Source organism: Hyphomicrobium sp. 1Nfss2.1, from assembly GCF_965243865.1.
Taxonomy (GTDB): domain Bacteria; phylum Pseudomonadota; class Alphaproteobacteria; order Rhizobiales; family Hyphomicrobiaceae; genus Hyphomicrobium_A.
On record NZ_OZ251603.1, the window covers coordinates 896061 to 919113 of the forward strand.

37 protein-coding genes, 2 tRNA genes and 2 pseudogenes are annotated in these 23053 nt (G+C 61.5%); 15 read left to right on the forward strand and 26 right to left on the reverse strand.

Features of this window, described 5'->3' with window-relative positions; translation table 11 throughout:
- Positions 1-208 precede the first annotated feature (208 nt).
- The 6 genes from ACP15D_RS04390 (at position 209) to ACP15D_RS04415 (ending at position 5668) form a co-directional block, all read left to right on the forward strand.
- Positions 209-757 (forward strand): hypothetical protein, encoded by a 549-nt coding sequence (locus ACP15D_RS04390; RefSeq protein ID WP_424956338.1) that lies wholly within the window; start codon positions 209-211, stop codon positions 755-757.
- 13 nt (positions 758-770) lie between these two features.
- A complete protein-coding gene (locus ACP15D_RS04395; protein WP_424956339.1) occupies positions 771-1664 on the forward strand; it encodes a DUF3313 domain-containing protein in 894 nt (297 codons plus the stop codon).
- Positions 1665-1830: 166 nt separating this feature from the next.
- Positions 1831-2301, forward strand: a complete 471-nt coding sequence (locus ACP15D_RS04400; protein WP_424956340.1) for a hypothetical protein — start codon at positions 1831-1833, stop codon at positions 2299-2301.
- A 154-nt stretch (positions 2302-2455) separates the two neighbouring features.
- Positions 2456-3736, forward strand: coding sequence for an efflux RND transporter periplasmic adaptor subunit (locus ACP15D_RS04405; RefSeq protein WP_424956341.1), 1281 nt, complete (start codon positions 2456-2458; stop codon positions 3734-3736).
- Between the two features lie 7 nt (positions 3737-3743).
- Complete coding sequence (locus ACP15D_RS04410) at positions 3744-4463, forward strand: ABC transporter ATP-binding protein (protein ID WP_424956342.1); 720 nt, start codon at positions 3744-3746, stop codon at positions 4461-4463.
- Complete coding sequence (locus ACP15D_RS04415; protein WP_424956343.1) at positions 4463-5668, forward strand: ABC transporter permease; 1206 nt, start codon at positions 4463-4465, stop codon at positions 5666-5668. The genes ACP15D_RS04410 and ACP15D_RS04415 overlap by 1 nt, the downstream gene beginning before the upstream one ends.
- 283 nt (positions 5669-5951) lie before the next feature.
- Here the strand turns inward: ACP15D_RS04415 and ACP15D_RS04420 are convergent.
- Positions 5952-6083, reverse strand: a pseudogene (locus ACP15D_RS04420) (tyrosine-type recombinase/integrase); the annotation flags it as partial.
- Between ACP15D_RS04420 and ACP15D_RS04425 the strand changes: the two are divergent.
- Both ACP15D_RS04425 and ACP15D_RS04430 read left to right on the forward strand, forming a co-directional pair.
- Positions 6030-6191 carry a hypothetical protein gene (locus ACP15D_RS04425; RefSeq protein WP_424956344.1) on the forward strand — a complete coding sequence of 54 codons (162 nt, stop codon included), beginning with the start codon at positions 6030-6032 and terminating at the stop codon, positions 6189-6191. The pseudogene ACP15D_RS04420 and the gene ACP15D_RS04425 sit on opposite strands and share 54 nt — an antisense overlap.
- Before the next feature lie 1542 nt (positions 6192-7733).
- Positions 7734-8561, forward strand: a complete 828-nt coding sequence (locus ACP15D_RS04430) for a transglutaminase-like domain-containing protein (protein ID WP_424956345.1) — start codon at positions 7734-7736, stop codon at positions 8559-8561.
- A 23-nt stretch (positions 8562-8584) separates the two neighbouring features.
- Here the strand turns inward: ACP15D_RS04430 and rsgA are convergent, their stop codons facing one another.
- A complete protein-coding gene (gene rsgA, locus ACP15D_RS04435) occupies positions 8585-9559 on the reverse strand; it encodes a ribosome small subunit-dependent GTPase A (protein WP_424956346.1) in 975 nt (324 codons plus the stop codon).
- A gap of 162 nt (positions 9560-9721) precedes the next feature.
- On the opposite strand from rsgA, the gene ACP15D_RS04440 reads away from it, so the two are divergent.
- From ACP15D_RS04440 to ACP15D_RS04460, 5 genes are all read left to right on the forward strand, one after another.
- On the forward strand, positions 9722-10036 hold the full coding sequence (locus ACP15D_RS04440) for a co-chaperone GroES (RefSeq protein ID WP_424956347.1): 315 nt from the start codon (positions 9722-9724) through the stop codon (positions 10034-10036).
- Positions 10037-10080: 44 nt separating this feature from the next.
- Positions 10081-11715: a chaperonin GroEL gene (gene groL / locus ACP15D_RS04445; RefSeq protein WP_424956348.1), complete on the forward strand. Its 1635-nt coding sequence runs from the start codon at positions 10081-10083 to the stop codon at positions 11713-11715.
- Positions 11716-11784: 69 nt separating this feature from the next.
- Positions 11785-12045 carry a DUF1488 domain-containing protein gene (locus ACP15D_RS04450; protein WP_424956349.1) on the forward strand — a complete coding sequence of 87 codons (261 nt, stop codon included), beginning with the start codon at positions 11785-11787 and terminating at the stop codon, positions 12043-12045.
- Between the two features lie 104 nt (positions 12046-12149).
- Positions 12150-12275 (forward strand): hypothetical protein, encoded by a 126-nt coding sequence (locus ACP15D_RS04455; protein ID WP_424956350.1) that lies wholly within the window; start codon positions 12150-12152, stop codon positions 12273-12275.
- The gene (locus ACP15D_RS04460) at positions 12262-12483 is read left to right on the forward strand and encodes a hypothetical protein (RefSeq protein WP_072376315.1); all 222 of its coding nucleotides are present in this window, start codon (positions 12262-12264) and stop codon (positions 12481-12483) included. Before ACP15D_RS04455 ends, ACP15D_RS04460 begins: the two co-directional genes overlap by 14 nt.
- Positions 12484-13167: 684 nt before the next feature.
- On the opposite strand, the gene ACP15D_RS04465 is transcribed toward ACP15D_RS04460, so the two are convergent.
- Together ACP15D_RS04465 and ACP15D_RS04470 are read right to left on the reverse strand one after the other, a co-directional pair.
- Positions 13168-13494: a GcrA family cell cycle regulator gene (locus ACP15D_RS04465; protein WP_424956351.1), complete on the reverse strand. Its 327-nt coding sequence runs from the start codon at positions 13492-13494 to the stop codon at positions 13168-13170.
- Positions 13475-13930 carry a hypothetical protein gene (locus ACP15D_RS04470; protein ID WP_424956352.1) on the reverse strand — a complete coding sequence of 152 codons (456 nt, stop codon included), beginning with the start codon at positions 13928-13930 and terminating at the stop codon, positions 13475-13477. The genes ACP15D_RS04465 and ACP15D_RS04470 overlap by 20 nt, the downstream gene beginning before the upstream one ends.
- A gap of 504 nt (positions 13931-14434) precedes the next feature.
- Here ACP15D_RS04470 and ACP15D_RS04475 point away from each other — a divergent pair.
- A pseudogene (locus ACP15D_RS04475) lies at positions 14435-14560 on the forward strand (IS110 family transposase); the annotation flags it as partial.
- Between the two features lie 276 nt (positions 14561-14836).
- Here the strand turns inward: ACP15D_RS04475 and ACP15D_RS04480 are convergent.
- The 22 genes from ACP15D_RS04480 to ACP15D_RS04585 all read right to left on the reverse strand — a co-directional run bounded on the left by ACP15D_RS04480 (position 14837) and on the right by ACP15D_RS04585 (position 22663).
- Entirely contained in the window at positions 14837-15070 is a 234-nt protein-coding gene (locus tag ACP15D_RS04480; protein ID WP_424956353.1) for a recombinase family protein, read from the reverse strand.
- Positions 15033-15395, reverse strand: coding sequence for a recombinase family protein (locus ACP15D_RS04485; RefSeq protein ID WP_424956354.1), 363 nt, complete (start codon positions 15393-15395; stop codon positions 15033-15035). The genes ACP15D_RS04480 and ACP15D_RS04485 overlap by 38 nt, the downstream gene beginning before the upstream one ends.
- Positions 15396-15531: 136 nt before the next feature.
- Positions 15532-15605 (reverse strand) — tRNA-Arg (locus ACP15D_RS04490).
- 54 nt (positions 15606-15659) lie between these two features.
- Positions 15660-15751 (reverse strand) — tRNA-OTHER (locus ACP15D_RS04495).
- A gap of 31 nt (positions 15752-15782) precedes the next feature.
- On the reverse strand, positions 15783-15986 hold the full coding sequence (locus ACP15D_RS04500; protein WP_424956355.1) for a hypothetical protein: 204 nt from the start codon (positions 15984-15986) through the stop codon (positions 15783-15785).
- Positions 15983-16204, reverse strand: coding sequence for a hypothetical protein (locus ACP15D_RS04505; protein ID WP_424956356.1), 222 nt, complete (start codon positions 16202-16204; stop codon positions 15983-15985). The genes ACP15D_RS04500 and ACP15D_RS04505 overlap by 4 nt, the downstream gene beginning before the upstream one ends.
- Positions 16201-17634, reverse strand: coding sequence for a hypothetical protein (locus tag ACP15D_RS04510; RefSeq protein ID WP_424956357.1), 1434 nt, complete (start codon positions 17632-17634; stop codon positions 16201-16203). Before ACP15D_RS04510 ends, ACP15D_RS04505 begins: the two co-directional genes overlap by 4 nt.
- Positions 17631-18113 (reverse strand): hypothetical protein, encoded by a 483-nt coding sequence (locus ACP15D_RS04515; RefSeq protein ID WP_424956358.1) that lies wholly within the window; start codon positions 18111-18113, stop codon positions 17631-17633. The genes ACP15D_RS04510 and ACP15D_RS04515 overlap by 4 nt, the downstream gene beginning before the upstream one ends.
- A gap of 30 nt (positions 18114-18143) precedes the next feature.
- Entirely contained in the window at positions 18144-18392 is a 249-nt protein-coding gene (locus tag ACP15D_RS04520) for a hypothetical protein (protein WP_424956359.1), read from the reverse strand.
- On the reverse strand, positions 18389-18643 hold the full coding sequence (locus ACP15D_RS04525) for a hypothetical protein (RefSeq protein ID WP_424956360.1): 255 nt from the start codon (positions 18641-18643) through the stop codon (positions 18389-18391). The genes ACP15D_RS04520 and ACP15D_RS04525 overlap by 4 nt, the downstream gene beginning before the upstream one ends.
- Positions 18644-18725: 82 nt before the next feature.
- Positions 18726-18971: a hypothetical protein gene (locus tag ACP15D_RS04530; protein ID WP_424956361.1), complete on the reverse strand. Its 246-nt coding sequence runs from the start codon at positions 18969-18971 to the stop codon at positions 18726-18728.
- Between the two features lie 4 nt (positions 18972-18975).
- Entirely contained in the window at positions 18976-19299 is a 324-nt protein-coding gene (locus ACP15D_RS04535) for a hypothetical protein (protein ID WP_424956362.1), read from the reverse strand.
- Positions 19296-19574, reverse strand: a complete 279-nt coding sequence (locus ACP15D_RS04540; protein ID WP_424956363.1) for a hypothetical protein — start codon at positions 19572-19574, stop codon at positions 19296-19298. Before ACP15D_RS04540 ends, ACP15D_RS04535 begins: the two co-directional genes overlap by 4 nt.
- Positions 19571-19699, reverse strand: coding sequence for a hypothetical protein (locus tag ACP15D_RS04545; RefSeq protein WP_424956364.1), 129 nt, complete (start codon positions 19697-19699; stop codon positions 19571-19573). The genes ACP15D_RS04540 and ACP15D_RS04545 overlap by 4 nt, the downstream gene beginning before the upstream one ends.
- Entirely contained in the window at positions 19699-20028 is a 330-nt protein-coding gene (locus ACP15D_RS04550) for a hypothetical protein (RefSeq protein WP_424956365.1), read from the reverse strand. Before ACP15D_RS04550 ends, ACP15D_RS04545 begins: the two co-directional genes overlap by 1 nt.
- On the reverse strand, positions 20025-20276 hold the full coding sequence (locus ACP15D_RS04555; protein ID WP_424956366.1) for a hypothetical protein: 252 nt from the start codon (positions 20274-20276) through the stop codon (positions 20025-20027). Before ACP15D_RS04555 ends, ACP15D_RS04550 begins: the two co-directional genes overlap by 4 nt.
- The gene (locus ACP15D_RS04560) at positions 20276-20524 is read right to left on the reverse strand and encodes a hypothetical protein (RefSeq protein WP_424956367.1); all 249 of its coding nucleotides are present in this window, start codon (positions 20522-20524) and stop codon (positions 20276-20278) included. The genes ACP15D_RS04555 and ACP15D_RS04560 overlap by 1 nt, the downstream gene beginning before the upstream one ends.
- On the reverse strand, positions 20524-20808 hold the full coding sequence (locus tag ACP15D_RS04565) for a hypothetical protein (RefSeq protein ID WP_424956368.1): 285 nt from the start codon (positions 20806-20808) through the stop codon (positions 20524-20526). Before ACP15D_RS04565 ends, ACP15D_RS04560 begins: the two co-directional genes overlap by 1 nt.
- Positions 20808-21023 (reverse strand): hypothetical protein, encoded by a 216-nt coding sequence (locus ACP15D_RS04570; protein WP_424956369.1) that lies wholly within the window; start codon positions 21021-21023, stop codon positions 20808-20810. The genes ACP15D_RS04565 and ACP15D_RS04570 overlap by 1 nt, the downstream gene beginning before the upstream one ends.
- Positions 21023-21382, reverse strand: a complete 360-nt coding sequence (locus ACP15D_RS04575; protein ID WP_424956370.1) for a hypothetical protein — start codon at positions 21380-21382, stop codon at positions 21023-21025. Before ACP15D_RS04575 ends, ACP15D_RS04570 begins: the two co-directional genes overlap by 1 nt.
- Positions 21382-21774, reverse strand: coding sequence for a hypothetical protein (locus ACP15D_RS04580; RefSeq protein ID WP_424956371.1), 393 nt, complete (start codon positions 21772-21774; stop codon positions 21382-21384). The genes ACP15D_RS04575 and ACP15D_RS04580 overlap by 1 nt, the downstream gene beginning before the upstream one ends.
- Positions 21775-22051: 277 nt before the next feature.
- Positions 22052-22663 carry a LexA family protein gene (locus ACP15D_RS04585; RefSeq protein WP_424956372.1) on the reverse strand — a complete coding sequence of 204 codons (612 nt, stop codon included), beginning with the start codon at positions 22661-22663 and terminating at the stop codon, positions 22052-22054.
- Between the two features lie 50 nt (positions 22664-22713).
- Here ACP15D_RS04585 and ACP15D_RS04590 point away from each other — a divergent pair, with 50 nt between their 5' ends.
- Positions 22714-23040 (forward strand): hypothetical protein, encoded by a 327-nt coding sequence (locus ACP15D_RS04590; protein ID WP_424956373.1) that lies wholly within the window; start codon positions 22714-22716, stop codon positions 23038-23040.
- The last annotated feature ends 13 nt before the right edge of the window (positions 23041-23053 follow it).

Consider the following 23053-nt stretch of genomic DNA (forward strand, 5'->3'; position numbering starts at 1 on the left):
CAGCAATGTTTCGTCACGAATATCCGCTGATCGGAATTGTTTGGAAACACTGAGGCCCCAAGCCCGCCAATTTGAAGGCATAGACACGGCAAGGTCAGGCGGGGAACCACCGAACACCACAATCGCAACAAGAACACCAGAGCCGCAGGCACTTCCTCTCTCGTGGGATGAAGCCAATTGGCGCTCTCTGATCATGACAGGAGCACTCATGACACGGCGCCGCTTCTCGGCAGCATTGATAGTGCTTGCGTTCAGCTTTGCGCGATTGTCTGCGGAACCCCTGACCCAAAATCTGTTCGTCGCGATGGCGGGTTTTTGGACAGGACCGGGGCGCATCCAATACGAGGGCTACCCTTCCGAAGCCCTGCAATGCAAAGCCTACTACACAACCAAAAGCCAGCTCGATCATCTGAGTATCGTGCTTCGCTGCGCAAGCTCTTCCAACAAGATTGAACTCAGGGCCCAACTCACTGCTCAGGGAGATGCCCTAGCGGGAACCTGGGAAGAGCGAACCTTCAACGTCAACGGCAACGTGACGGGTCTGATTAAGGGGCAGCAGATTTCACTTGCGATAGAAGGTGGTGGATTCTCCGCCACCATGTCCGTCGCACAGGACAGAGCCAATCAGACCGTCGACATAACAACGAAGGGCGTCGCCTTCAACGGAGTAAGCGTGTCCCTCACTCGCCGGGATGGAGGGGGCACGACGACCAACGGCACTGCCACCGGCCTATCTGATGTGCTCGTCGACCGATAACAATGGATTTTGCATGCGACGCCACGCGATGTTCGCTTCGATCCTGCCGAGCGCGGTGGGCCTGTTGTGTCCGCTTCTCGTCCTGCCGTTCATCGCCGCATGCACCACCGTTCCGCTCACACAGGCCGGCTCCTTGTCTTCATACGAGCGCCTGCAGCCAGACGACGGTCTAGCCACGAATGCCCGCATAAACGTAGACAAGGAGGCGATACTGGCAGCAAAGACCGTCCAGATCATTCCAACCGCCTTCTCAAGTGCCACGGCGAACAAACTTTCGGATGCGGATCGGCGACTGGTCGCCAACGCGGTCGACCGCTCACTCTGCATCGGGCTGAGCGACCGCTTCCAGATCGTCGCGCCTCCGCAGACCGCCGACCTGATCGTTCACGTCGCTATTTCAGACTTGGTTCCGACCGACCAAACTGCGGCCGCGGCTTCGAAGGTATTGTCGCTGGGAACGTCCGTTGCGACCGGTACCGGGGTTGTTGAAACGTCAGTCCCGATTCCGTCGGTCCGCATTCCGCTCGGTCTAGGCGGGATTGCATTGGAGGCTGAAGCAGTCGATCTCGCCGGCCAGCAGAAGGCAGCAATGCTGTGGTCGAGAGGCGCAAATTCATTCTTTGGAAATGCGCGGGTCTCGGCAGTGGGGGACGCTTATGAGTTTGCCTCCAGCTTCGGCGATGACTTCAGTGAGTTGCTGGTTACCGGCGTTAGCCCGTTTTCCACTAAACTGCCCTCGCTCCCATCAATGCAGCGATTGAAGTCCCAATTCGGCGCAGCTCCGAAAGAAGCTGTCTGCGAATCGTTCGGACGCGTGGGCGTCAGCGACATGCTGGGCCGCTCGCTCGGTCTGCCTCCTGATTGGACTGACGGCGGAGGCAAAGCGGCGGGCTCAGGGAGCGAATAAGACGAAGCCGTCGGTGTTGAACGCGGCGCCCGCGCGCCATCAATTCTGGAAGCTTGTCGAAACACTTCGTCACAGCTGACCACCAACAAGTCCCTTTTTCGCCTCGCTGTCGGTGCGTTCCACGTTCTTAGTTTGCACGGGCGTCACTGCCCTGGAGGAAACCCGAATGGTGGACGATGAACTGAAGCTGAATAGAAAGGTCATTGAAGACCTTTTCATGCATGCCCGGCAGGGGGACGTATCAAGCTTCTTAAAGCTGCATGCAAGCGATGCGTACCTCGTGGATCCCGTATTCGGATGTTTGTCTGGGTTAGACCTGAGGTCCTTCATCAGCAAACAATTTACGGCGTATCGCCAGTTCGACGTGAAGCACACTGTTCTCGACATAGGGCTGTGTTCATCGGTCGTCCGCATGGCGGTGTCGGCGAAGGATGAAAGCGTGCAAGGCCGCGCTGGCTTCGAGATCAACGCCTGCGTTATCACCAAGGATGGCATCGTCCTTCACCATGAAGTCGACTTTGACATCGCGAATTGGGCAAGGATCATGCTGCCCGGAGTTCACTTGTATCGTGGCATTCTCCCGGGATGGCGCCGCCACCTTTCAGCGAGAGCTCGTCGGCGCTTCTTGAGTGCATGAGCAGTCCTTCGGACCGCCGAACTGCGCTGTAAAATCGCGCGCTAAGCAATGTTCCGACATGAGTCAATGACCTGCGGAAATGTTCAGAAACATGTTGTTGAATCCGGGAAACCTCACTCGTTTAGTCTTTCGACAGTCAATCCGAGGGCTGTCAATGAGTAAGCTGGAAGTGCGGGGCAAACAAATCGACCTGGATGCCGTCTTGGACAGCACACCGTCCTCGAAGACATACCCAAGGCTGCGGCGCGCACTATGGTGGCTCGGATTGGTCGCCGTCATTGGCTTCATTGGTTGGTTCGCGGCGTCACTGGGCACGAGTTCAAGCGCCACACGCTACGTAACCGAACCAGCAGCCCGGGGAAGCTTGGTCGTAACAGTCACTGCAACGGGATCTGTTCAGCCGACCACGAAAGTGGATATCTCCAGCGAGCTCTCGGGCACGGTGCGCAAAGTCAACGTCGACTACAACGACAGTGTGACGGCCGGACAGGTTCTGGCGGTGCTCGATACTGACAAGCTGAAGGCTAGTGCCGACAATTCACGCGCCAAACGGGCATCGGCTCAAGCGAAGGTGACTGAGGCCCAGGCAACGGTCACGGAGAAGGAGCGTGAGTATTCTCGCAAACAGGCGCTCGCTGAAAAGCATATCGCGTCGGTTCAGGATCTCGACGCGGCGCAGGCCGCCCTTGATCGTGCCAAAGCCGCGCTGGCTAGCGCACGTGCCGACGTCGGCATCGCGGAAGCTGATCTCGCCCTCAACGAGACGAACCTCGCCAAGGCGACTATCATTTCGCCGATCACGGGGATCGTTCTCAACCGCAATGTCGATCCCGGTTCCACTGTCGCAACCACGCTTCAGGCCTCGACCCTCTTCACGATAGCCGAGGACCTCAAGAAGATGGAGCTGCAGGTCGACATTGATGAGGCCGACGTGGGGAAGGTGAAATCGAGCCAGAAGGCGATATTCACTGTCGATGCCTATCCAGACCGCACCTTCCCGGCCGTCATCCGCGACGTCCGCTTTGCTTCCGAGACAATATCGGGGGTCGTCACCTACAAGGGCGTCCTCACCATCGACAATGCCGAACTGCTGCTGCGTCCCGGCATGACCGCGACCGCCGAGATCAGAACCACCGAGATTGCCGATGCCCTCCTCGTTGCCAATAGCGCCCTGCGGTACTCGCCGCCGGTCTCGACCTCCGACGAGCAGGGGAGCTTGCTCAGCCGCCTGATGCCGGGGCCACCCCGGATGCGGCCGGTGAGCGCTCGTGAGCAGAGCGGTCCCAACCGTACCATCTGGGTGCTACGCGACGGCACACCGCTAGGCGTGAAGGTCGTCGTCGGCTCCAGTGATGGCAAGCACACAGAAGTGCTCGGCGGTGAATTGAAACCGGGTGACGCGGTGATCGTCGACGCCATTCAGTCGTCGAAGTGATGGGGCCATGCTTCAGAAAACCCCGGTCGATCTACCGCTCATAGAGTTTCGCAATGTAAGCCGCACCTTCGGCATCGGCACGGCAACCGTTCATGCACTGGCCGGTGTCGACCTCAAAGTCGGACCGGGTGAGTTCGTTGCCATCATGGGGCCTTCAGGCTCGGGGAAGTCGACCACCATGAACATCCTCGGCTGCCTCGATGCGCCGAGCCGCGGCGACCACTTGTTTCACGGCCGCGAGGTCGGACGCCTGCCGCGCGACCAGCGCGCTCTGATCAGACGCTATTTCATTGGATTCGTGTTCCAGGGCTTTAATCTTCTTCCGCGCACGACAGCGCTCGAGAATGTCGAGCTGCCCCTGATCTATAGAGGTGCGTCTTCCTCGGAACGGCGTCGCCTCGCCGCGCGCGCGCTCGAACAGGTCGGCCTGGCGAACCGTGGTGGCCATACATCGAGCGAGCTATCTGGCGGTCAGCAACAACGCGTCGCCATCGCGCGCGCCATCGTCACCTCTCCGGAATTGTTGCTCGCCGACGAGCCGACTGGAAACCTAGATACGCGCACCAGCACCGAAATCATGGAGCTCGTCACAAGCCTCAATCGCGAGCAGGGAATCACGGTCGTCATGGTCACCCACGAGCCGGACATAGCCGCCTATGCTCAACGGGTCATCCGCTTCAAGGATGGGCGCATCGAAAGCGATGTCCTCAACAGGCAGGGCGCCTGATGCTGATTGAGATTCTACGACTGGCAGTCCAGGCTCTCGCGCGAAACGCCTTGCGGTCTCTCCTGACCGTGCTCGGCATCGTGATTGGCGTTGGCGCGGTGATAGCGATGGTGACCATCGGCAATGGCGCCACAGCCAAGGTGTCAGCGGATCTCGCAAAGCTTGGATCGAACCTGCTGATGGTCAATCCGGGGCAATTCGGACCAGGGCGTGCGAGTTCGGATGCGCAACCATTCAACAGCCGCGATGTCGACGCTTTGAAGACACAGCTCTCGGGCGTGAAGGCAGTCGCGCCACTGGCCCAGCAGTCCGCCACCGTCGTGGCCTCAGCGGAGAACCGCATCGTAACGATCTCGGGCATCGACAATGACTATTTCATAGCACAGGACTGGGCGCTGGACGCCGGACGCACTTTCATCGATGGCGAAATCAGGGGCGGACGCGCTGCGTGCATCATCGGAGCAACGGTTCGAACGAAGTTGTTCGGAAGCGCCGGCCCGATAGGACGCATTATCCGCGTCGGAAAGGTGTCTTGCGAGGTTATCGGCCTGTTGGAAGCCAAGGGCCAGTCGAGCTTCGGCACTGATCAGGACGACACCGTGTTGATGCCCCTGCGAACTTTTCAAAGGCGGATCGCCGGCAACACCGACATTGCCCGTATCATGGTGTCAGCTAACGACGGCGTCGACATGGCCCGGTTGCAAGCGAACATTGAAGCGCTGCTGCGCGAGCGCAGGAACATCACCTCGGGTAAGGAGGACGACTTCTCCGTGGCCGACATGAAGCAGATCGTTCAGGCCACGGCTGGGACCGCGTCGATACTGACAGGCCTCTTGGGAGCGGTAGCCGCCGTCAGCCTTATCGTAGGTGGAATAGGCATCATGAACATTATGCTCGTGTCTGTGACAGAGCGGACGCGCGAGATCGGCATTCGGCTTGCGATCGGTGCCCTGGAACGGCAAGTGCTGATGCAATTTCTTGCCGAAGGTATTGTGCTGTCGCTCTTCGGCGGGCTGATCGGCATCATCTTGGGGCTAAGTCTTGCTCTGCTCGGCACCACGCTCTTACAGGTGCCGTTCACGGTCGACGCAAGCATCGTGCTGCTCGCGTTTACGTTCTCTGCGCTCGTCGGCATCGTATTTGGATACTTTCCTGCTCGCCAAGCTGCGCGCCTGAACCCCATCGAGGCGCTGCGGCACGAATGATACGCGGCTCGACAGGCGAAGGCGCCTGTTTGGTGCCAGAGCAGGACATGTTGCTGCGAGAACAGCGCTGCCGGGTACTCAGGTCGAGAACGAATTATCTGGATTGCTGTGGCCGGCACTCGCGGATGCACTTGGAGACGGGACGACTGCCTCAACGCGACGAGCAGACCTGGTCCGGCAATGACGGGCGATTCCCCATCAGAGCCAAACTGGGCGGACCTCGGCGCACATCGTTGCCTCTTTTGCTGACGCAGAGAGCCGGGGCGTTGGCATGGCAGCAGGTCTAGCGAGCATCGCTCGACGCAATCGAGATCGCGGAGAGGATAGACATGAGATACCTGACCGTGCTTTCGATCTTGGAATGCCCAAGCAGGAGTTGGACAGCCCGAAGGTTTCCGGTTCGCCGGTAGATGAGCTAGATGGCGATGTCGTGCGCGCGGAGGGCCATAAGCACATTGCGGTAAGCATCGGTACCGGCAACGGCAACGGTGCTTTACTTGGCAACCGCCAAGCACTCGACTAGCGTTCGAGACTAGCGTTCGAGCAGATTTGTTCTTACGGGGGGTGCCATGCAGGTCTTCAAGTTAGGATTCGTGGCCGCGGTTATGGTCTGCACACTTTCAGCGACGGCTCAGGCGGCCGATTGTACCAGGGTCGCAGCCAGTGGCGATAACGTCACCCACGATTTGGCGGTGCTGTTCTCCACAAACGCCCTCAAGAATACGATCGCCGGGCGAGGGCTTGTAGGGAAGGGGCCGGTGAAAACCACCTGCAAATCAGGCTCGGCGATGATTGAGTGTTACTCCTCGCAGATGGCCTGTAAGGGCGGAACGCCCGCGACCTGCTTGGGCCCCTGGCTGTGCTTCTGAACCCGGCAGCCCGCCCGACGAAAGCTCACGGATCGCTTCACCTCCGGGGACGCGGTAGCCAGAAGGCGTTGGCGTCTCGGCAGAGCCGACGGTCGGTCCCACAAGCTGAAGCCGGCCGATGCGTGATCGGGGGTCCAATGCGATCGCCGGCTATGTCCGCTGTGGCGATGAGCCGGTCGTCGGATGTCGATTCTTCGTCGAAGCAGCCAACTATGAACTGCCGAAGCGAAATACTGCTGGTTTCGGACCACGCGAGCGAGGAGGACGCTGGCTGAGATCAACGGCGGTTTGTAATGCCGCGCGACGCCGCTAATGCGGCGGTTGCCGTTCCCAGTCCGGCAAGGATCAGGAAGGGTACCATCATGATCGGCCCTGCTTGTCGTCTTCGATACGGAATGTCGGCGACAATCACTGCACCGCATGCGCCGGTCGGATCCACGAGGACAGGGACTCGATCAACTCCGCTCCTAAGGGACAGCTCGATATCGGTGAAAGCCAAGTTGCTGATCGGGTGCTGCGAGAGTCGACAAAATTTGTCGGGACGTTCCCAAGTCAGATCCACTGCTGGTGTGCTACCGCGACCAAGCGATGGTCTAAGGTTGGTAATCTGCGCCCTCGTCTCGATCCCATCGGCAATGAGCTGGTCGAGTTGGGGCGGTCGAAAAGGTATTTCGTGAAGCCTACGACGCAGGCCCAGATGAATACGGCGGCAAAGAGAGCCGCGGGAAGCCATCGAGATATAGACGACAACAATTGCTAGGCCTCTTCTGAGCAAGCGCATCACTATTGAGCATAGTGGACCGCAATCCACAGCACACTCCTGCTGCACTCACACCATCGCTCTCCTAACCGGAACGAACATTGAATGTTTGGGCCGACGTTAATAGATCTCTGCGCTCCGGCTCCAAACTTCATCTCCGCAGCGATTTCGGCTGTAGCGTCACAGAACCGGACATCGCGCGCCACGTGCTGACACGGGCGGTTTCGAGCCAGACGCTCGCTAATGACCTGGGCAAAGGCTATGATGACTACAGCTCTTCGGCTGCGGTCGGGGCGCGAGCGAGTTCACCTCGGATCAAGCTTCCCGCGTACGTGCAGCTATGCTGCCTGCACTCGGCGCTTGCAGAGCTCTAGGCTCCCCGCCGCATGGGTCGCCGCAGGGGTGATCTTTTGGATCGGCAGAACAGGATGGCTAGATGAAACTCCGTGTCGGCTACGAGCTGCGATACGCATTCCCTCAACCGACACCCGCCATCTTAATGCTCAACATTCACTACACGCGCGTTGCCGGGCTCGCGGCACCCGACCATATTGTGGTCAGCCCCGCGGTGCCTATCTCCGGCTATCGCGACGGGTTCGGCAACTGGTGCTGCAGGATCGTGGCGCCGAAGGGCAAGGTGGTCATCTCGACCAACGCCGTGATCACCGACACGGGGACGCCCGATGCGGTCGTCCCCGACGCTGCGCAAATTCCCGTCGAGGACCTTCCTGAAGAGGCGCTGGTCTTTCTCCTTGCCAGCCGGTTTAGCGATAGCGACCAGCTCCTAGATCTTGCCTGGAAGCTGTTTGGCCATGCCAAGCCCGGCTGGGGCCGCGTACAGGCGATATGCGATTTCGTCCATCGCCACATCGAGTTTGGCTACGCACATGCGCGTGTTACGCGAACGGCTTCGGAAGCTTACGCTGAAAAGCGTGGCGTTTGCCGCGACTACGCACACCTTGCTGTCGCCTTCTGCCGCGCCTTGAATATCCCGGCGCGTTATTGCACCGGATACCTCGGCGACGTTGGTACGCCGCCGCCGTACCCGCCCGGCGATTTCGCTGCCTGGTTCGAGGCCTACATCGGCGGCCATTGGCATACGTTTGATCCGCGCAACAACGTGCCGCGCATCGGCCGCGTCTTGATTGCGCGCGGCCGCGACGCCGCGGACGTCGCCATGACGACGACGTTCGGTCCAAATGAGCTCGAAGGCTTCAAGGTGTGGACGGACGAGACAACTGAAACTGCAGTCCCGGTGAACTGACCCCGGGCGTGTGGTGGGTCCCGTCAGCGCCCGCTCGACGTTGCCGCTCGCGCACGCCGTACATACGTGGCCAGGTGCTCAGCATCCAGGTCGCCGCGCGCGACGGCGGCGCGTACGGCGCATTTCGGCTCCGCCTCGTGGCGGCAGTTGCTGAACTTGCATCCCACCGCCAGTGCTTCGATGTCGGCGAAAGTGCTATCGGCGACGCCATCCGTGTTCCAAACCTCCACCCCGCGCATACCCGGCGTGTCAATGATGCAGCCGCCGCGGACGCGAAGAAAGAGCTGGCGATGCGTTGTCGTATGCCGGCCGCGGCTGTCGTGAGCGCGAACCTCCTGTGTCGCCTGAGCAGCGCGCCCTAGCAGCTCATTCGTCAGCGTCGATTTGCCGACGCCCGATGAGCCAATGAGCGCTATGGTCCGGTTGCCGTCGAAATGCCGCTCGATGCCGGAGATGCGGTGAGCGCGCGCGCTGATGGAATGAAGAGGAACACCCGGCGCTACCGTCGCGATCAGCTCCATCATCCCGGCGGCATCGTCGGTGAGATCCGCCTTGTTGAGGACGATGACCGGAGCGGCAGCGCTGTCGGCGACGAGCGCAAGCAGGCGCTCGATGCGCGGCAAGTTAAAGTCGCCATCCGGTGCGGTCACAATGAAGACCGTGTCGACATTGGCCGCCAGAAGCTGCGGTCGATTTTCGCCCGAGGCTTTGCGGATTAACGCACTTGTGCGCGGCAGCACTTCCTCGATGGCGGCCGGGCCGTCAGCAGCTCCGCGGCGCAGCGCCACGAAATCTCCGACGCCCGGCAGATCCGAGCGCTGCACGGCTGCATTTCTCAGGCGCCCCGTCATCTCGGCTGAAAGTTCGCCCGCGTCGGTTGCAACACCGAAATGGCTGCGGTGCTCGCTCACGACCCGGCCGGGGATCAGGTTCTCTTCCGCGCGCGCGGCAAAATCTGATTGCCGCTGGCGATTCCAGCCCAACGTTTCAAGCGTCATGCTTTTTTCCTGGGGGCACTGAGAAGCAATTTTCTGGGCGAAAGCACCATTAGCACTCCGGAACAAAGAGTGCTAAGACATATATCCGTGCCGACTAGGGCTGTTTCTAAACGCCCCGAATTGCGCACCTCATCCCAAAAAATCAGAGATTTGAGGATTTCAATGAAATTCCGGCCCTTGCACGACCGCGTCGTCGTTAAGCGACTGGAGGAGGACGGCAAGAGCGCGGGCGGCATCATCATTCCCGATACCGCAAAGGAAAAGCCGATGCGCGGCGAGGTCGTGGCCGTTGGCCCAGGTGTTCGCGACGAGAGCGGCAAGGTCAACGCGCCTGACGTCAAAGCCGGCGACACGGTGCTGTTCGGGAAGTGGACGGGCACCGAGGTCAAGATCGATGGTGATGATCTCCTTATCATGAAAGAGAGCGACATCCTCGGCGTCATAGAGGGCACCGCCAAGATCAAGGCCGCCGCCTAGAACGCATAGCGCCAATCACCCTTTCCTTTCAGGAGTTGCTCAACATGAGCTCTAAAGACGTCAAATTCGGCCAAGACGCGCGCGATCGCATGCTGCGCGGCGTCGATATTCTCGCCAACGCCGTCAAAGTCACGCTCGGGCCCAAGGGGCGCAACGTCGTGATCGAGAAGTCGTATGGCGCGCCGCGCATCACCAAAGACGGCGTGACGGTCGCCAAGGAAATCGAGCTCGAAGACAAGTTCGAGAACATGGGCGCCCAAATGTTGAAGGAGGTCGCCTCGAAGACCTCCGATATCGCTGGGGACGGCACGACGACGGCAACCGTGCTCGCCCAGGCGATCATTCGGGAAGGCGCTAAATCGGTTGCTGCCGGCGCCAATCCGATGGATCTCCGCCGCGGCATCGATCAGGCGGTGGCCGCCGTCGTCGAGGAACTGAAGGCCAAGGCCAAGAAGGTGACCTCCAACGCGGAAATCGCTCAGGTCGGCACTATCTCATCGAACGGCGATGCCGAGATCGGTGCCAAGCTCGCCGAGGCGATGAAGCGCGTCGGCAACGTGGGCGTCATAACAATTGAGGAATCCAAGAGCCTCGAGACCGAGTTGGAAGTCGTCGAAGGTATGCAGTTCGACCGTGGCTACCTGTCGCCGTACTTCGTCACCAACGCCGAAAAGATGATGGTCGAGCTCGACGACCCTTACGTTCTCATCCACGAGAAGAAGCTCGGCGGCCTGCAGACGCTGCTGCCGCTGCTCGAAGCCGTCGTACAATCCGGGAAGCCGTTGGTCATCATCGCCGAAGACGTCGAAGGCGAAGCCTTGGCGACGCTGGTCGTCAACAAGCTGCGCGGCGGCCTCAAGGTCGCTGCGGTCAAGGCGCCGGGCTTCGGCGATCGCCGCAAAGCCATGCTGGAAGATATTGCGGTCCTCACCGGCGGCCAGACGGTCTCGGAAGACCTTGGCATCAAGCTCGAGAACGTCACCCTCGACATGCTCGGTCGCGCCAAGAAAGTGACGATCGACAAGGAGAACACGACCATCGTCGATGGCGCTGGAAAGAAGACCGATATCGAGGCGCGCATCAAGCAGATCAAGGCGCAGATCGAGGAGACGACCTCGGACTACGACAAGGAGAAGCTGCAGGAACGGCTCGCCAAGCTCGCCGGCGGCGTCGCCGTCATCAAGGTCGGAGGTGCTACCGAAGTCGAGGTGAAGGAGCGGAAAGACCGCGTCGACGATGCACTCCACGCCACGCGCGCAGCGGTGGAAGAAGGCATCGTGCCAGGCGGCGGCGTAGCGCTGCTCAGAGCAATCAAAGCGCTCGAATCCCTCAAGACCACGAACGAGGATCAGAAGACGGGCATCGCCATCGTCCGCAAGGCACTGCAAGCGCCGTCGCGACAGATTTTCACCAACGCCGGTGAAGATGGTTCCGTCATTGTCGGCAAGATCCTCGAAAACGGCACCTACGCATTCGGCTACAATGCGCAGTCAGGCGACTATGGCGATCTTGTCGCCCAGGGCGTGATCGACCCCGCCAAGGTCGTGCGTTGCGCATTGCAGGATGCGGCCTCCGTCGCCGGACTGCTGATCACGACCGAGGCGATGATCGGCGACATTCCTGCCAAGAACGCAGGCCATGCGCACCCGCCGATGGGCGGTGGCGGGATGGACTTCTAAGGCCGGCGGAGGACCAGGAGCCTGGTCCTCCGCGCCCGCTTGGTCGACTGACAACAATTGGAGTGGCGAATGCTGAATTTTCCAAACGAAAGTCGCAGCTACGATGCCGCGCGGCGCTGCATTCGCTTTTGGGGCAGCGACGGTGCGATGGAGGTCTCTTTTTTCCTGGAGGAGGACGCTCTGACAAAAATCGCAGTCGGAACTCCATCGGGCGAGTCATCTCTGCTCGCCAGCTTCGACCAGAATCGCGATCGCATTCTGCGGACTGCCCGCAAGGTGTACGGCCGCCGACACAAAGGTTCTTACGAGCTGATCGCGGACGACTTCTGAGCCTTCAAAGCGCCAGCTGTGCGGGTTGTCGGCGTTATGACACCCCAAACTTCCCGTTCCGAGAAGATGATCGGCTCGTCGCTGCTTCCTGAAAGGACACGCCAATGTGGACCATCCCGCCCGTGGCTGCTTCGCTCGCTCTATTCGCCATACCCGTTGTCGAAGTTGAACCCACCGATCTTGAAGCCGCATTGGCGCGCGATGTGGAGGCGATCAATGTCCAACTCTAGAATAGCGAAGGCCAAGTTCAGGGTTGGCCAGATGGTCGATTTTGTGCCCTCACAGCGCGGCGTTTCCGCCTCGGCCCGCTCCTACAAAATTATGATGCTGCTTCCGAGCGAGGGCGGCGAGCGCCTCTATCGCATCAAGACAATTGCGGAAGTGTTCGAGCGCATCGCTCGAGAGAGCGAGCTTCTAGTGACGTCCTCGCCGGTGTGAGCGTCGCCAGCCGGTTGCACTAGAACTTGAGTCCTCAGGAGACATATTCAACGTGGCGCCAAGCGGAACTCCATGCGCACCTGAAGACGAATAGCCGAGCAGCAACCGTCGTAAAGCGCTCAGAGCGTTGTTGCACCGGCGCCTCGCCAATCGGCGTCCACCTCGGCGCTCACCTCACTAGCAAAGGCGTCTTGACTGGTAATCTGCCAAGCCGTCCGATCCCATGATGGGAATGCCAATTTCCCGCGCAGGACATACGAGACGCTGCCGCGGTCCAGGCCGACGACTTGCCGCACATCGTTGGTGGGGGTCGCAAAGCACTTGCCAATTGCGATCGAGCCGTAACTTACCGGCATTTTGTGGTCCTCCACGTCATTGCGATCTTCAATGCAGAGCAACATCCGTGCAAAGTGGAGCCGCGGCCGTCTTGCCCTCGACGGCGACGATCGACCACCTCAAGAACTGGGCGTTGCAACTAAGTCCAGTGGCGCGGCAAAGCGCAAAACAGCGGGAAGCAATGCGACGTTCGGACGTTGCTAATGCCCCGAGCCGTCGATCAATCCTCACAAGCGCGGCAAGACGCGATGATCGACCGGAGAGACTAAACCCGCTGAGCTAGAGGGGGCTCGGTGCTGCGCGGATTCGACACTAACACACCAGCGTCGGCGGACCTAATCCCTCACGTCAGATGATGCGGTACTGGATGGGGCGCCGCCGGGCAGGACTAAAGGCGCGACGGACATGAAAGTCACAATACGAGTGACCGGCGAGCTTCGGCTTGCCGCAGTAGTGGAAGTCGGGTAGCTGCGGGTCGCCGGTCGGCCAACGGCAGTGATTGGGCAAGAGCGTTGCCATCGTCTTTCGCTCCTTGAGCGGGATAACGATGTCGTCAGGCGCTGTCGGTCTCGGGGGGCTTTTCAATGTTTCCATGGGATAGCTTAGCACATATCTCGCCATCTGCCGGATTAATGAGGACCCGGCGCCCTTCGGCCTATCGCATGTTGCCCGCATAGAAGGCACTCAGGAATTTCGACCAATCCTCGCTCTTAACGTGAAGGACGTTGGTCAACGTTTGCTGCATCGTCTGGCCATGTCCCTTCACCACGATCTTGCCGTCCCTAGCGTCAACCGTGATCACATAGTCCCGGATCACACCCGCGCCGTCGCTCAGGGTTAGATTGCCTGTCAGCAGCTTTCCGGAGCGTAGCTCTGGGCTAGGCTGGTACCGAAACTCCTCGGTGCGGCCACCCTTCTTGATCGCCCTGTTGGCACTTTTTATCTCTTCCTGAAGCGCCTCCTGAGCAGCAGCGACCGCTTCCTTTACCTTGGCCTCGAGTTCGAGAGCTTGCCTTTCCGCTTCGGCATCAGCCGTCGCCTTCGAGGCATCCGCCACGTTTCGCGCGGCTATGATCTTTTCGATCTCGTGCGGCGTGTCACTGTCGGCCACTGTGCGTTCCTCGTTCATGCTCTTTGAGGGTGTCGTCTGGCCAACAGGCCAAGGGACGCCTTAGTCATGCAGATGATTATGCGCGCAAGGTGCACCGCCCGGGGCTGAGACAGCAGTTACGCACGTTGCTGATTGCCGCCGTGAAGGCCAGGTCGGCTAGTTAGGCGGATATGCGCGGGAATTCCGCTCGGCAAGTTCCGCATGTGACGAATCCGGCATAAACGCGTCGAGCGCGCCGGGGTACCAACTATCAACGTGGGACAGCACAACGGTGTCGGTGATCGAGGGGCCGCCGCTTCTCATGTTGTGGTCGGCCTCCGGCTTTGTGATCGCTACGGCCTTATGATAGCGCATTGAGACTCATACCACGCCGGGCCGCCATTGTATGGTCTGCAAACGTGCCATCGTCGAGAGCGGACACCGACAACCTGCAGCCCTCCGAGATCTCCTTCTTCGGAAACTTGACTGGTCTTCCCCGGTCAACGGACGTGGTCTGCGACGGCGGCGGCCGCGCATCATTGGGCCCGCACGATCGAGAAGCTGGGCCATCAGATCCGGCTCATGCCGCCGGCCTACGTGAAGCCCTACGTGAAGACACAGAAGAACGATGCGGCAGATGCCGAAGGGATTCCAGACCATCCGTCGGAACTGACCATCGATGATGCGGCCGCGATGCTGAAGGTTGCGCTCGCGTACATCATTGCCCGGATTGAGGATGGAACGCTGCCATGCCGCATCGTAGCCAACCAGTGCATGCTTCCTTGTGCAGCTGTCGAAACACATGATCGCCAGGTGCTGGCACCCCGGCGAGCCGCGATGGATGAGATTTACGCTCTGGATCGCGAACTGGGCGGTGCTTTTGATCCCCCTCCGCCTAAGACACATTTTCGCTCCTAGATCGACGAGCTAGACGTTTGCCTTTATCGCACGCGCTAGTGTTGGACGAGGGATATCCATCTGCCGCGCCAGCTCGGATATTGTTGCAGCACCACTGGTAAGCAGAGCGCGAGCCGCCTCGACGTCTCGCGACCCTAGGCGCTTCGGTCGGCCGAGCTTTGATCCCCGAATGCGCGCGGCAGCGACGCCAGCACGCGTGCGTTCACTAATAAGGGCGCGTTCGAATTCCGCCAACGCGCCCATGACGCGAAACAGCAATCGACCGCTTGCCGTATCTGTATCGATCCGCTTCGCAGAGCGACACGAAACCAACGCCTCTTTCCCGAAGCACACTAATGAGATCGATGAGGTGAGAGAGGCTCCTGTCGAGCCTGTCGAGGCGCCAGGCCACAACCACGTCGCCAGATCGAGCCGTTGCAAGCAGCATATCGAGTGCGGGGCGGCTCATCCGTGCGCCTGACACACCCTCATCGCGGCAAATCTGCTTGCATCCCGCAGCTACAAGCGCATCGACCTGCAGCGCCAGGCTCTGGTCATCAGTTGAAACGCGCGCGTAGTCGATTTTCAATAACGCAAAAACCTCGCTGACGTTACGGGTGACTACGTAGACGCACGTTCGCTCACGGGTTCTTTGGTTTGCCCCTATCGCGCATGCAATTGTAACTTTGCGTTGAGATGGAGAAGCGGGGTTTTCGATGGAGTTGCCCCGACAGGATTTGAACCTGTGACCCCCAGATTAGAAATCTGGTGCCTACGGCCACCTGCTGTTTACCCGGCGTGTACCCGGGCTCAGCGGGAAGCCGCCGAGAAGTCGCTAAACCATTGGAATTGTTGGTGAGCCCGGATGGGATCGAACCATCGACATCCTGATTAAAAGTTTGGTGTCAATCGTTTCAAATCAGGACGTTAGCAGTCTCACGACCCGTCTGTTTGGGGCGCCGTTGGTGGGATAGTCTCACGTCTGGCCGCTCGTCGAATGCAGCGCCGCGCCGGGCCCTGGCGTAACTGTGAAGCCGCTCAGTTTCAAGTGCTCGAGGATGGCGCGTGCGGCCGCCAGCTTCGCCGCGTCGTTGTCGGCGGCGATGCGGCTGCGCGGGCGCAATGACGTGGTCCCGATGGCGTAGGCGATCGTATGCACGGCAAGCTCGTCTGCGGTCATTCCCGCTTGCTCTTGTACCAGGGTAGCTTCTCCTCGAGCAGCTGCTCTACATCGTCGTCGGGCATGTTCTGTGGCACCAGCGCGCCCAGGTAGTGCCCAACCGGCTCGCTATAGACGCGGTACCTCTCTCCGGTCGATGCTAGCCAGACGACGTTCCCGTGCGCGACACTCAGTTCTTGGCCGTCATTGCGACCACCCAGGCACAAGAACCGCCTCATAGCGCAATCCCTTCTCTTTCCAGCCATGCCGTCAGCTTGGCGATCGCCTCGTCGGCCATCTGCGGCTGCAGCACAAGATAGTGCTTCATGATGTCGGTGATCGATTGTAGCGAGTGTCCGGTGATCGCGGCAATCTGCGGCAGCGTGCAATCGGCCAGCGCCAGGCGCGTGACGGCCGTATCGCGCAGGTCCAGAAACTGCAACGTCTCGATGCCGGGATAACGCAGTTCGCCGTCGTCGCCCTTCTCTGCCGCCGCCGCGGCGCGCACCTCGCGGAAGCGTCGCCCCAGCGAGTTCTTGTCGTGCGGCTCGCCGGTATCGTCGCGGCGAATGATGGGCGCGTTGAGGTCGACGATGTTGTCGCCTCCCTCCGCTGCCGCACGGCGCCGCGCTTTGATCGCGGCAATGCGGCCCTGGCACGCCGGCGTCATCGGCGCGTCGATCAGCGCATGCGTTTTCTTCTGCCGCATCTTCATGCGCAACTGCGAAAGCCTGATGCTGCGATCGTCGAACAGCCGCTCGGGCATCGCCAGCACGTCGGCCTGGCGCTGGCCGGAATGCAGGGCAATGACGACGGCGTCGCCCACCGAGTGAAGCCCCAGTCGGTCCGCCATACTGACGATTGCCGAGACCTGCTCGGGCAGCCAAAGCATCAGCCGCGGCGGCACGCTCTCCATGCCGAGCTTCGAAGCCGGGTTGTCCTCGCACCAGCCTTTGCGCCGGCCGTGGCTGAACATCACCGACACGGCGCGAATGACGCCGTTGGCCGTCGCGTGGCCGCGCGCCTTCATCAGATATTCCCAGGCGCCATAGAGATGATACGACCGCAGCGATGACACCGGCGCATCGCCGAACACTTGCCCCTTGGCGGGAAGCGTCTCTCCGATGGCGGCCTTGATCTTGGCCACAGTCTCGTCGCTCATCATGGCGGCGTCGTCACGGGTGAGAAACCCGAAGATGGTGAAGCGGGCCACGCCGACGCGCGCGGCGAGTGCGTAGGGCGACAGCTTCGTCTTTTTCAGCACCCGCTGCAGCCAGGCGCGCAGCTCCGCGCGATCCTTCTTCTCGTCGGGAACGCCGCTGGCGGCCTTTTCGATCTCGAGCTCGAGGAAGATCTCGACCTTGCCCATGTAGTCGGTTTGCGTGCCCGGCGCATTCGACAGAAAGCTCGGGCTTTTGGTCCAGATCTTATAGAGCGCGCGGCAGGTGCGTGCCTCTCCCCTCCGCGGCTTTGCCTCCCGCTCTTCCGGCGGCCGCTGCGTCGCCGCGGTGAGTGCGTTGGCGGCGGCGATCGCCGCCTCGAGCGGCAGCCAGCGGCCGTCGTCGTCTTTCAGGTCGCGCCCCTTGAAGCCTTGCTGGCGCAGCTTCGGGCCGGGCACCCACCGCGGGCGACCGTCGCGCCAGACGAAATAAGGGACTTTAAGTTTCATGACGCGCTCGGTCCTGGCAGCAGTGGCTGCATCTTGCCCTCCTTGTAGGCCGATGCAATGCGCGGGCGTACGTGGTCGGCAACGGTCTGACCGTCCGGCATGACAACGTGCGCCATGAATGCATCCTCGAAGCTCTCGACGCCCTCCTCGACCGAAACCAGCTTCGCCTTGATCGCCAGCACCAATGCACGCCACTTGCGCCGGCAGGCCTTCTCCCATCGCTTCTCGGCCGCCTCGTCCGAAAGGCGCTTCAGTCCACTCGACTGATTGACCCGGCCATGCGTGAAGGCCTTGTCGGTGCGCGAAGGCAGCGGCAGCTTGAACAGCACGCGACGCTCGCGCATCTCAAAGGCAACGGCGGCCTGATCTTCGGCATTGAAGAATGCCGTTGCCCTTGCCTTGTAGACACGAAGCAGCCGCTCGAGCTCGGCTCGGCTGCTCTCGACGGAAACGTCAGTGTGCTCGGCGTATCTGGCCATGAAGCATCATCCCCCTGCCACGCAAAAATCTCAACCCTGATGGGCGGTGGCCTGCAGGATCGCGGCACAGACGCGGCCTGCCTTCGTCGGCCGGATGCGGCCGCCGGAGCCAGCGAGCAGCCCTCTTGCGACCAGAGAGACGACGGTGCGCACGTCGATTTTCTCGCAAGTCCCGCCATTCAACGGGTGAATGAAGCAGTAGCTATCGAGGCCACCCTTTGACTGAACGATGCGGCGCAACGCTGATGCCTGGGCGCCCGTAAGTTCGTTGTTGCTCATGCGGTTCTCCGTTTGTCGGCCTGATCCTGGGCTTCGAGGGCGGCGGCGAAGCGGGCCTGCTGGCTCGCGTTCTCCTCGAGAATGTCGGCCACGTGCTGCAGCGCGCGGCGCTGGCTCTCCGCGGGCAGCTTCTTCAGGATCTCGTGGATCTGGTAGGTCGCGGTGAGCTCGGCCGCGCCGTCGGTGATCTCGGCGCGTTGCAGCCACTGGCGCAGAAAGTGCGGCAACAAGCGGTTGGTGACGTTGCTCATAGCCGTTCCTTGATCCATAGAATCAAACCGGCGGCCAGCGCTGTTCCCAGCATCAGGCCGCCGACGAGGGTGGGCAGCTCGATCATTGCGTTTCGGCGGCCTCCATGACGGGCAGCTTGGCCGATCGCGTTTCGGGTATCTGCCGGCGCCAAGCGGCGAACAACTCTTTGCAATCCGGGCAGCGCACCACACCGGGCTTGGCAGTGATGCCGGCGATCATCACGAACTCTAGGCAATGCGGGCAGATGCACGAAAACGCATCCGTCTTGTAGGCGTGTAGCTCGTCGAGCGCGTGCGCTTCGGCCGGGGTGAGGTCGCGGAGTGCCATGCCCTCACCCGATGTTGGCGTTGCGGACGAGCACGCGCGGCTTCAACCGCGGCACATGCGGTGTGCGCCGGCGCACCTTGTCGGCCCTCGACTGCGATAACGCCCGCCCGTCCTCGAAGCGCTGGCACCAGTCGAGACACTTCTGCAGTCGGTCGTCGTCGTAGGCGACCAGCATCGCCGGCGCGCGCGTCTTGTTGATGCGATAGACGCGGGCCGTGAACGAATGGGCCGCGCCTGACACCTCGTAGCGCATACCATCGGCAACGGCGTAGTGCACCGGCCGCCGCAGCGGCGTGCCGCCCGTCGATTTCTTCCACGTGAGCTTCATGCCGTCTTGCCCTTCCCCATCTTGCTGTTGAACGCGAGGATCGCGCGGCGTTTGCGCTGCACGTCCGAATTCTTCGCGGCGTCGAGAAACTCGTCGAGCGTCGGCGCGCGGAGCATCAGATTGTCATCGAAGACGTTGAGCGAGCCGCAGCGTATGCACAGTGTCCAATCTCCGGGCGAGGGCTGTCCGTCGCCGGTGGCGTGGTCGACGACATGCTTGCATTCGCAGCACGGCGACGGCGCGAGTTCGGTCGTGTCGTCAAGGCGCACTGTCAATCTCCGCTCCCATCTTCCTCGGTTTCGTCATGCAGCCAGCGCCAGAAGCACTGCGCCGGATAGACGATGATCAGCCAGACGATCAGCGCGCCAATGCAGTAAGCCGCTTCGAAAACGCGTCGCATCAGTGCTGCCCCCCGAAACGGGCATCGAGCAGGTCTTTCCAGCGCGCGGCCTCGGCGTCCTCGTCGCCGGCGCGGGGATCGTGGCCGCCATAGGCCTCCATCGCGGCCTGGTGCACCGCGCGCAACGCCGCCACAGCTGCCTTCTGATCCTTGGGCAGATCGCGATCGAGCCAGGCGTAGAACTGCGCCGCGTTCCAGCGCAGCGTGCCGTCGGCGAACAGCGGGCGCGGCATCTTCTTGTCGCGCGCCAGCCGCTTGTGGTTGTCGTAGAGCCACTCGATGGAGCGGCCGAGCTCAGAAGCGATTTGTTCGGCTGACAGCGCCTTCATGGCGTCTCGCCCTCCCCTTGTCCGCCGTCGTTGGGATGACCGGCGCAACGCGCCGGGTCGCCTTGCTCCCAAGCGCTGACGGCGATGGGGCGGATAGCGTCGACCTCTTCGGAAATGTCCTCCTCCATGACGATCGTCGGCTTGCCGTCGACGTTGTCGAATGCTTCCTCCGCGGCGTCGAGCGACGCCGCTTCGATCTCGTACACGCGGCGCACCTGCGTTGTGGTCTCGATATGAAACAGAGGCATCACCGCACCTCGCTTTCATCGTCGGCGGCCATGCGGAAGTCGAAGCTGACGAGCTGGCGCTGCATGCGCGGTAGCGCCTGCAGCTCGCGCTCGAAATCGGCAACCCGCTGCTCGTCGAGCGATTGCGGTGAGACCATGCGCACCCACACGTGCACCCAGGTGCCGTGCTCGTCCGTGCCTTCCCAGCGGCGACACGGCACGCCTTCGATCGTCTCGATGTTGGCGGTCGGCTTGATCGAAAGTTCCATCACCGCACCTCGCTGGTTTGGTTGAGGGCGTGGCAGGCGGCCTCGTGGATGGCGGTGCGCTGCAGGTCGCGCAGCGGGCCGGTGGCAACGTTCTCGAAGGTGTCGGCGTCAGCGTTCGGATACTCGCGCAGCTGCCACTGCACTTCGCCGTCGGCGATGCCGATGCGTTCGATCTCGTAGGCGAGGCCGATCGGCGCGACGCCCCAATAGACGCCGTCGCGGATGCGCGACCACTTGATCTTCTGGCGCGCGATCATCGCCTGCGTTTCAGCGTGCGTTGTCATCAGCGCACCTCGCTGTCAGGCTTGCGGACTTGGCAGTCGGGGCAGTGATCGATGATGCCGATCATGATGCCGCTCGGCATGCCGGCGGCGACGGCTTCGGCCGTCACGTCGACCTTCATCAGCGTCGCGAGGTCTGGCCGCGTGTCGTCTTCTGCGATGCCGCAGCCGTCGCAGATGATGATCTCGGAGCCGTCGGCTTTGCGATAGATGCTCATCACTGCACCTCGCTTTCGGCTGCGAGGCGATCGAGGCGCTCAATCTCGGCGACGATCAGCGCGGCGGCCTTGATAAGATCGTGCCGGCGTTTCGTGGGCTTCCAGCACTCGCGATCCCACGGCCAAAGTTGCCGAGAAGCCGAGACGTGCGCAAATCCTTTGCCGGCGAAAGGCACTCCGATTGTTGCGCTCAGGCTGACGTCGGTCTGGCCAAGCGCATAGCAAGCCGCCGCCATCCGAAGTTCTTCGTTGTCGTGGCTGTCGTCATGGGAGGCATCGAAACCATGACCGGCGATTTGCTCGGCACGCTCACCGCGGATCTCGTCGAGGATCGAGTGTGTGGTGTAAGTGATCTGCATCACAGCACCTCGCGCAGGTCAAGCGGGGTGGCGCCGGCGGGGAGCAGTTGCTGCAGCCGGTAGCGGTCGACGTCGGCGCGGATCAGCGTGCAGCCTTCCTCGGCGTCGGCGATGAGGCGGCGGGCGATGTCGAGGCGGCGCACCTCGCGCATGTAGGCGGCGGCCTGGCGGTCGAGCCAGAGCCGCGCGCCCATCAGATCGGCCTGCAGCTGCGCGTCGACCACGGCCATGTCGAGGCCGGTGATCGTCGCCTCGAATTTCTCGCCGGCGCGGGTGACGTGCAAAAGGCACGTGCCGCCGGTGGCGAGGGTGAGCATGGCGTAGCTGGGATGCGAGGGCCGGTAGTCGACGAAAACGATCTGACCGGCCGGGGTGACGTCGGGAAGTAGCATGAGGCCTCCGGCTGAACGGAGGGCGCACTCTCAAAAAAGGCTCGGGGCCGGCCGAGACGGGAGGAAGCGGTTGGTTAGATGCCGCTGAAAGCAACGCTTCGAGATCGCGGCCGGCCCCTGGGAGTAAACGCCCTTACAACGGAGACAGCCTAAATCATGCGAAAATGCATTGTACAGACGGAAAATGCATATGCGAAAAACAATGCACACCTGGCGCGGCGAAAAATGCCGCGGAGTTATCCACAGCCTTGCACAGCGTTCGATTATTGAAAAGTAACTATCTGCGCGGGCGCAGTGAGCCGATGACGACGCCCTTGATCACCACGCGGTCGTTGTCGACCAGCAGCGGCTTGCGCAGCCCTTCCTCGCGGCTGGGCGTGGTCAGATAGGGCGGATCGTAGAAGCGGAACACGGTCTCGGCCTTGCCCTCGCTCCAGCGGTAATCCTGGGCGCATACGAGGTCGCCCGGCTGCGCCGTCTCGTTGAGGTCGACGATGAGAATATCGCCGGGGAAGTAACCGGCGAGCTCGAGCCCGGCACCGGTGCCGAGTTCCCAGGCGTCGGCGGCCTTCTTGTCGCCGATCAGGGCAGAAACGGCAGCTGTTATTGGAGAATCTTCCTCCGCCTCGTAACGCTTCGCCCCCTCTTCCAGCGCTTGTGCGGGACGGCCGCTTGCACCCGAGACGCTAATGATCGGCTGCTCGCCGGTGGCATGGGCGATCTTGGTGATCGTCCGCAGCTTCAGCATGGGCGCTTCGTCGTCGTTCAGGAAGCGCGTCAGGGTCGATTGCGCGATCCCCGCGCGCCTGGCGAGCGCGGTGGCGCTCTCCCCTGACTTTCTTAGCACCTGGTTAAGCCAGGCGCGGATGTCCTCGCGGCTCAGCTCCATGCATTTCGCGTACCGGAGGTTTGTAGGCTGGGGATACATGCAAACTTCGCTTGACCACATTGGATTTCGCATTGTTTTATGCGCAAATGCATGGACAAATTCCTACGCATTTGCCGGTTTCGGTCGACGAAATGAATTTCGCCGAACTTGACGCACTTCGCGAGGAGCTTCGGCTCACGCAGGCGATGGTCTGCGAGCGGGGGCAGCTGAACATCTCCAGCTACACCCGGTGGAAGCGTTGGTTGCGTGGCGAACCTGGGGGCGGTGTCCCCACCCGCCGCTCGCTCAAGACCGTGCGCGACGTCCTGAAAGAAGAACTCGGCCGTATCGCCCGCCGGCAGTTGCCGGCGGCGGACGGTCACTCGCCGCCGCTCTAGTCCGTTCCGTTTT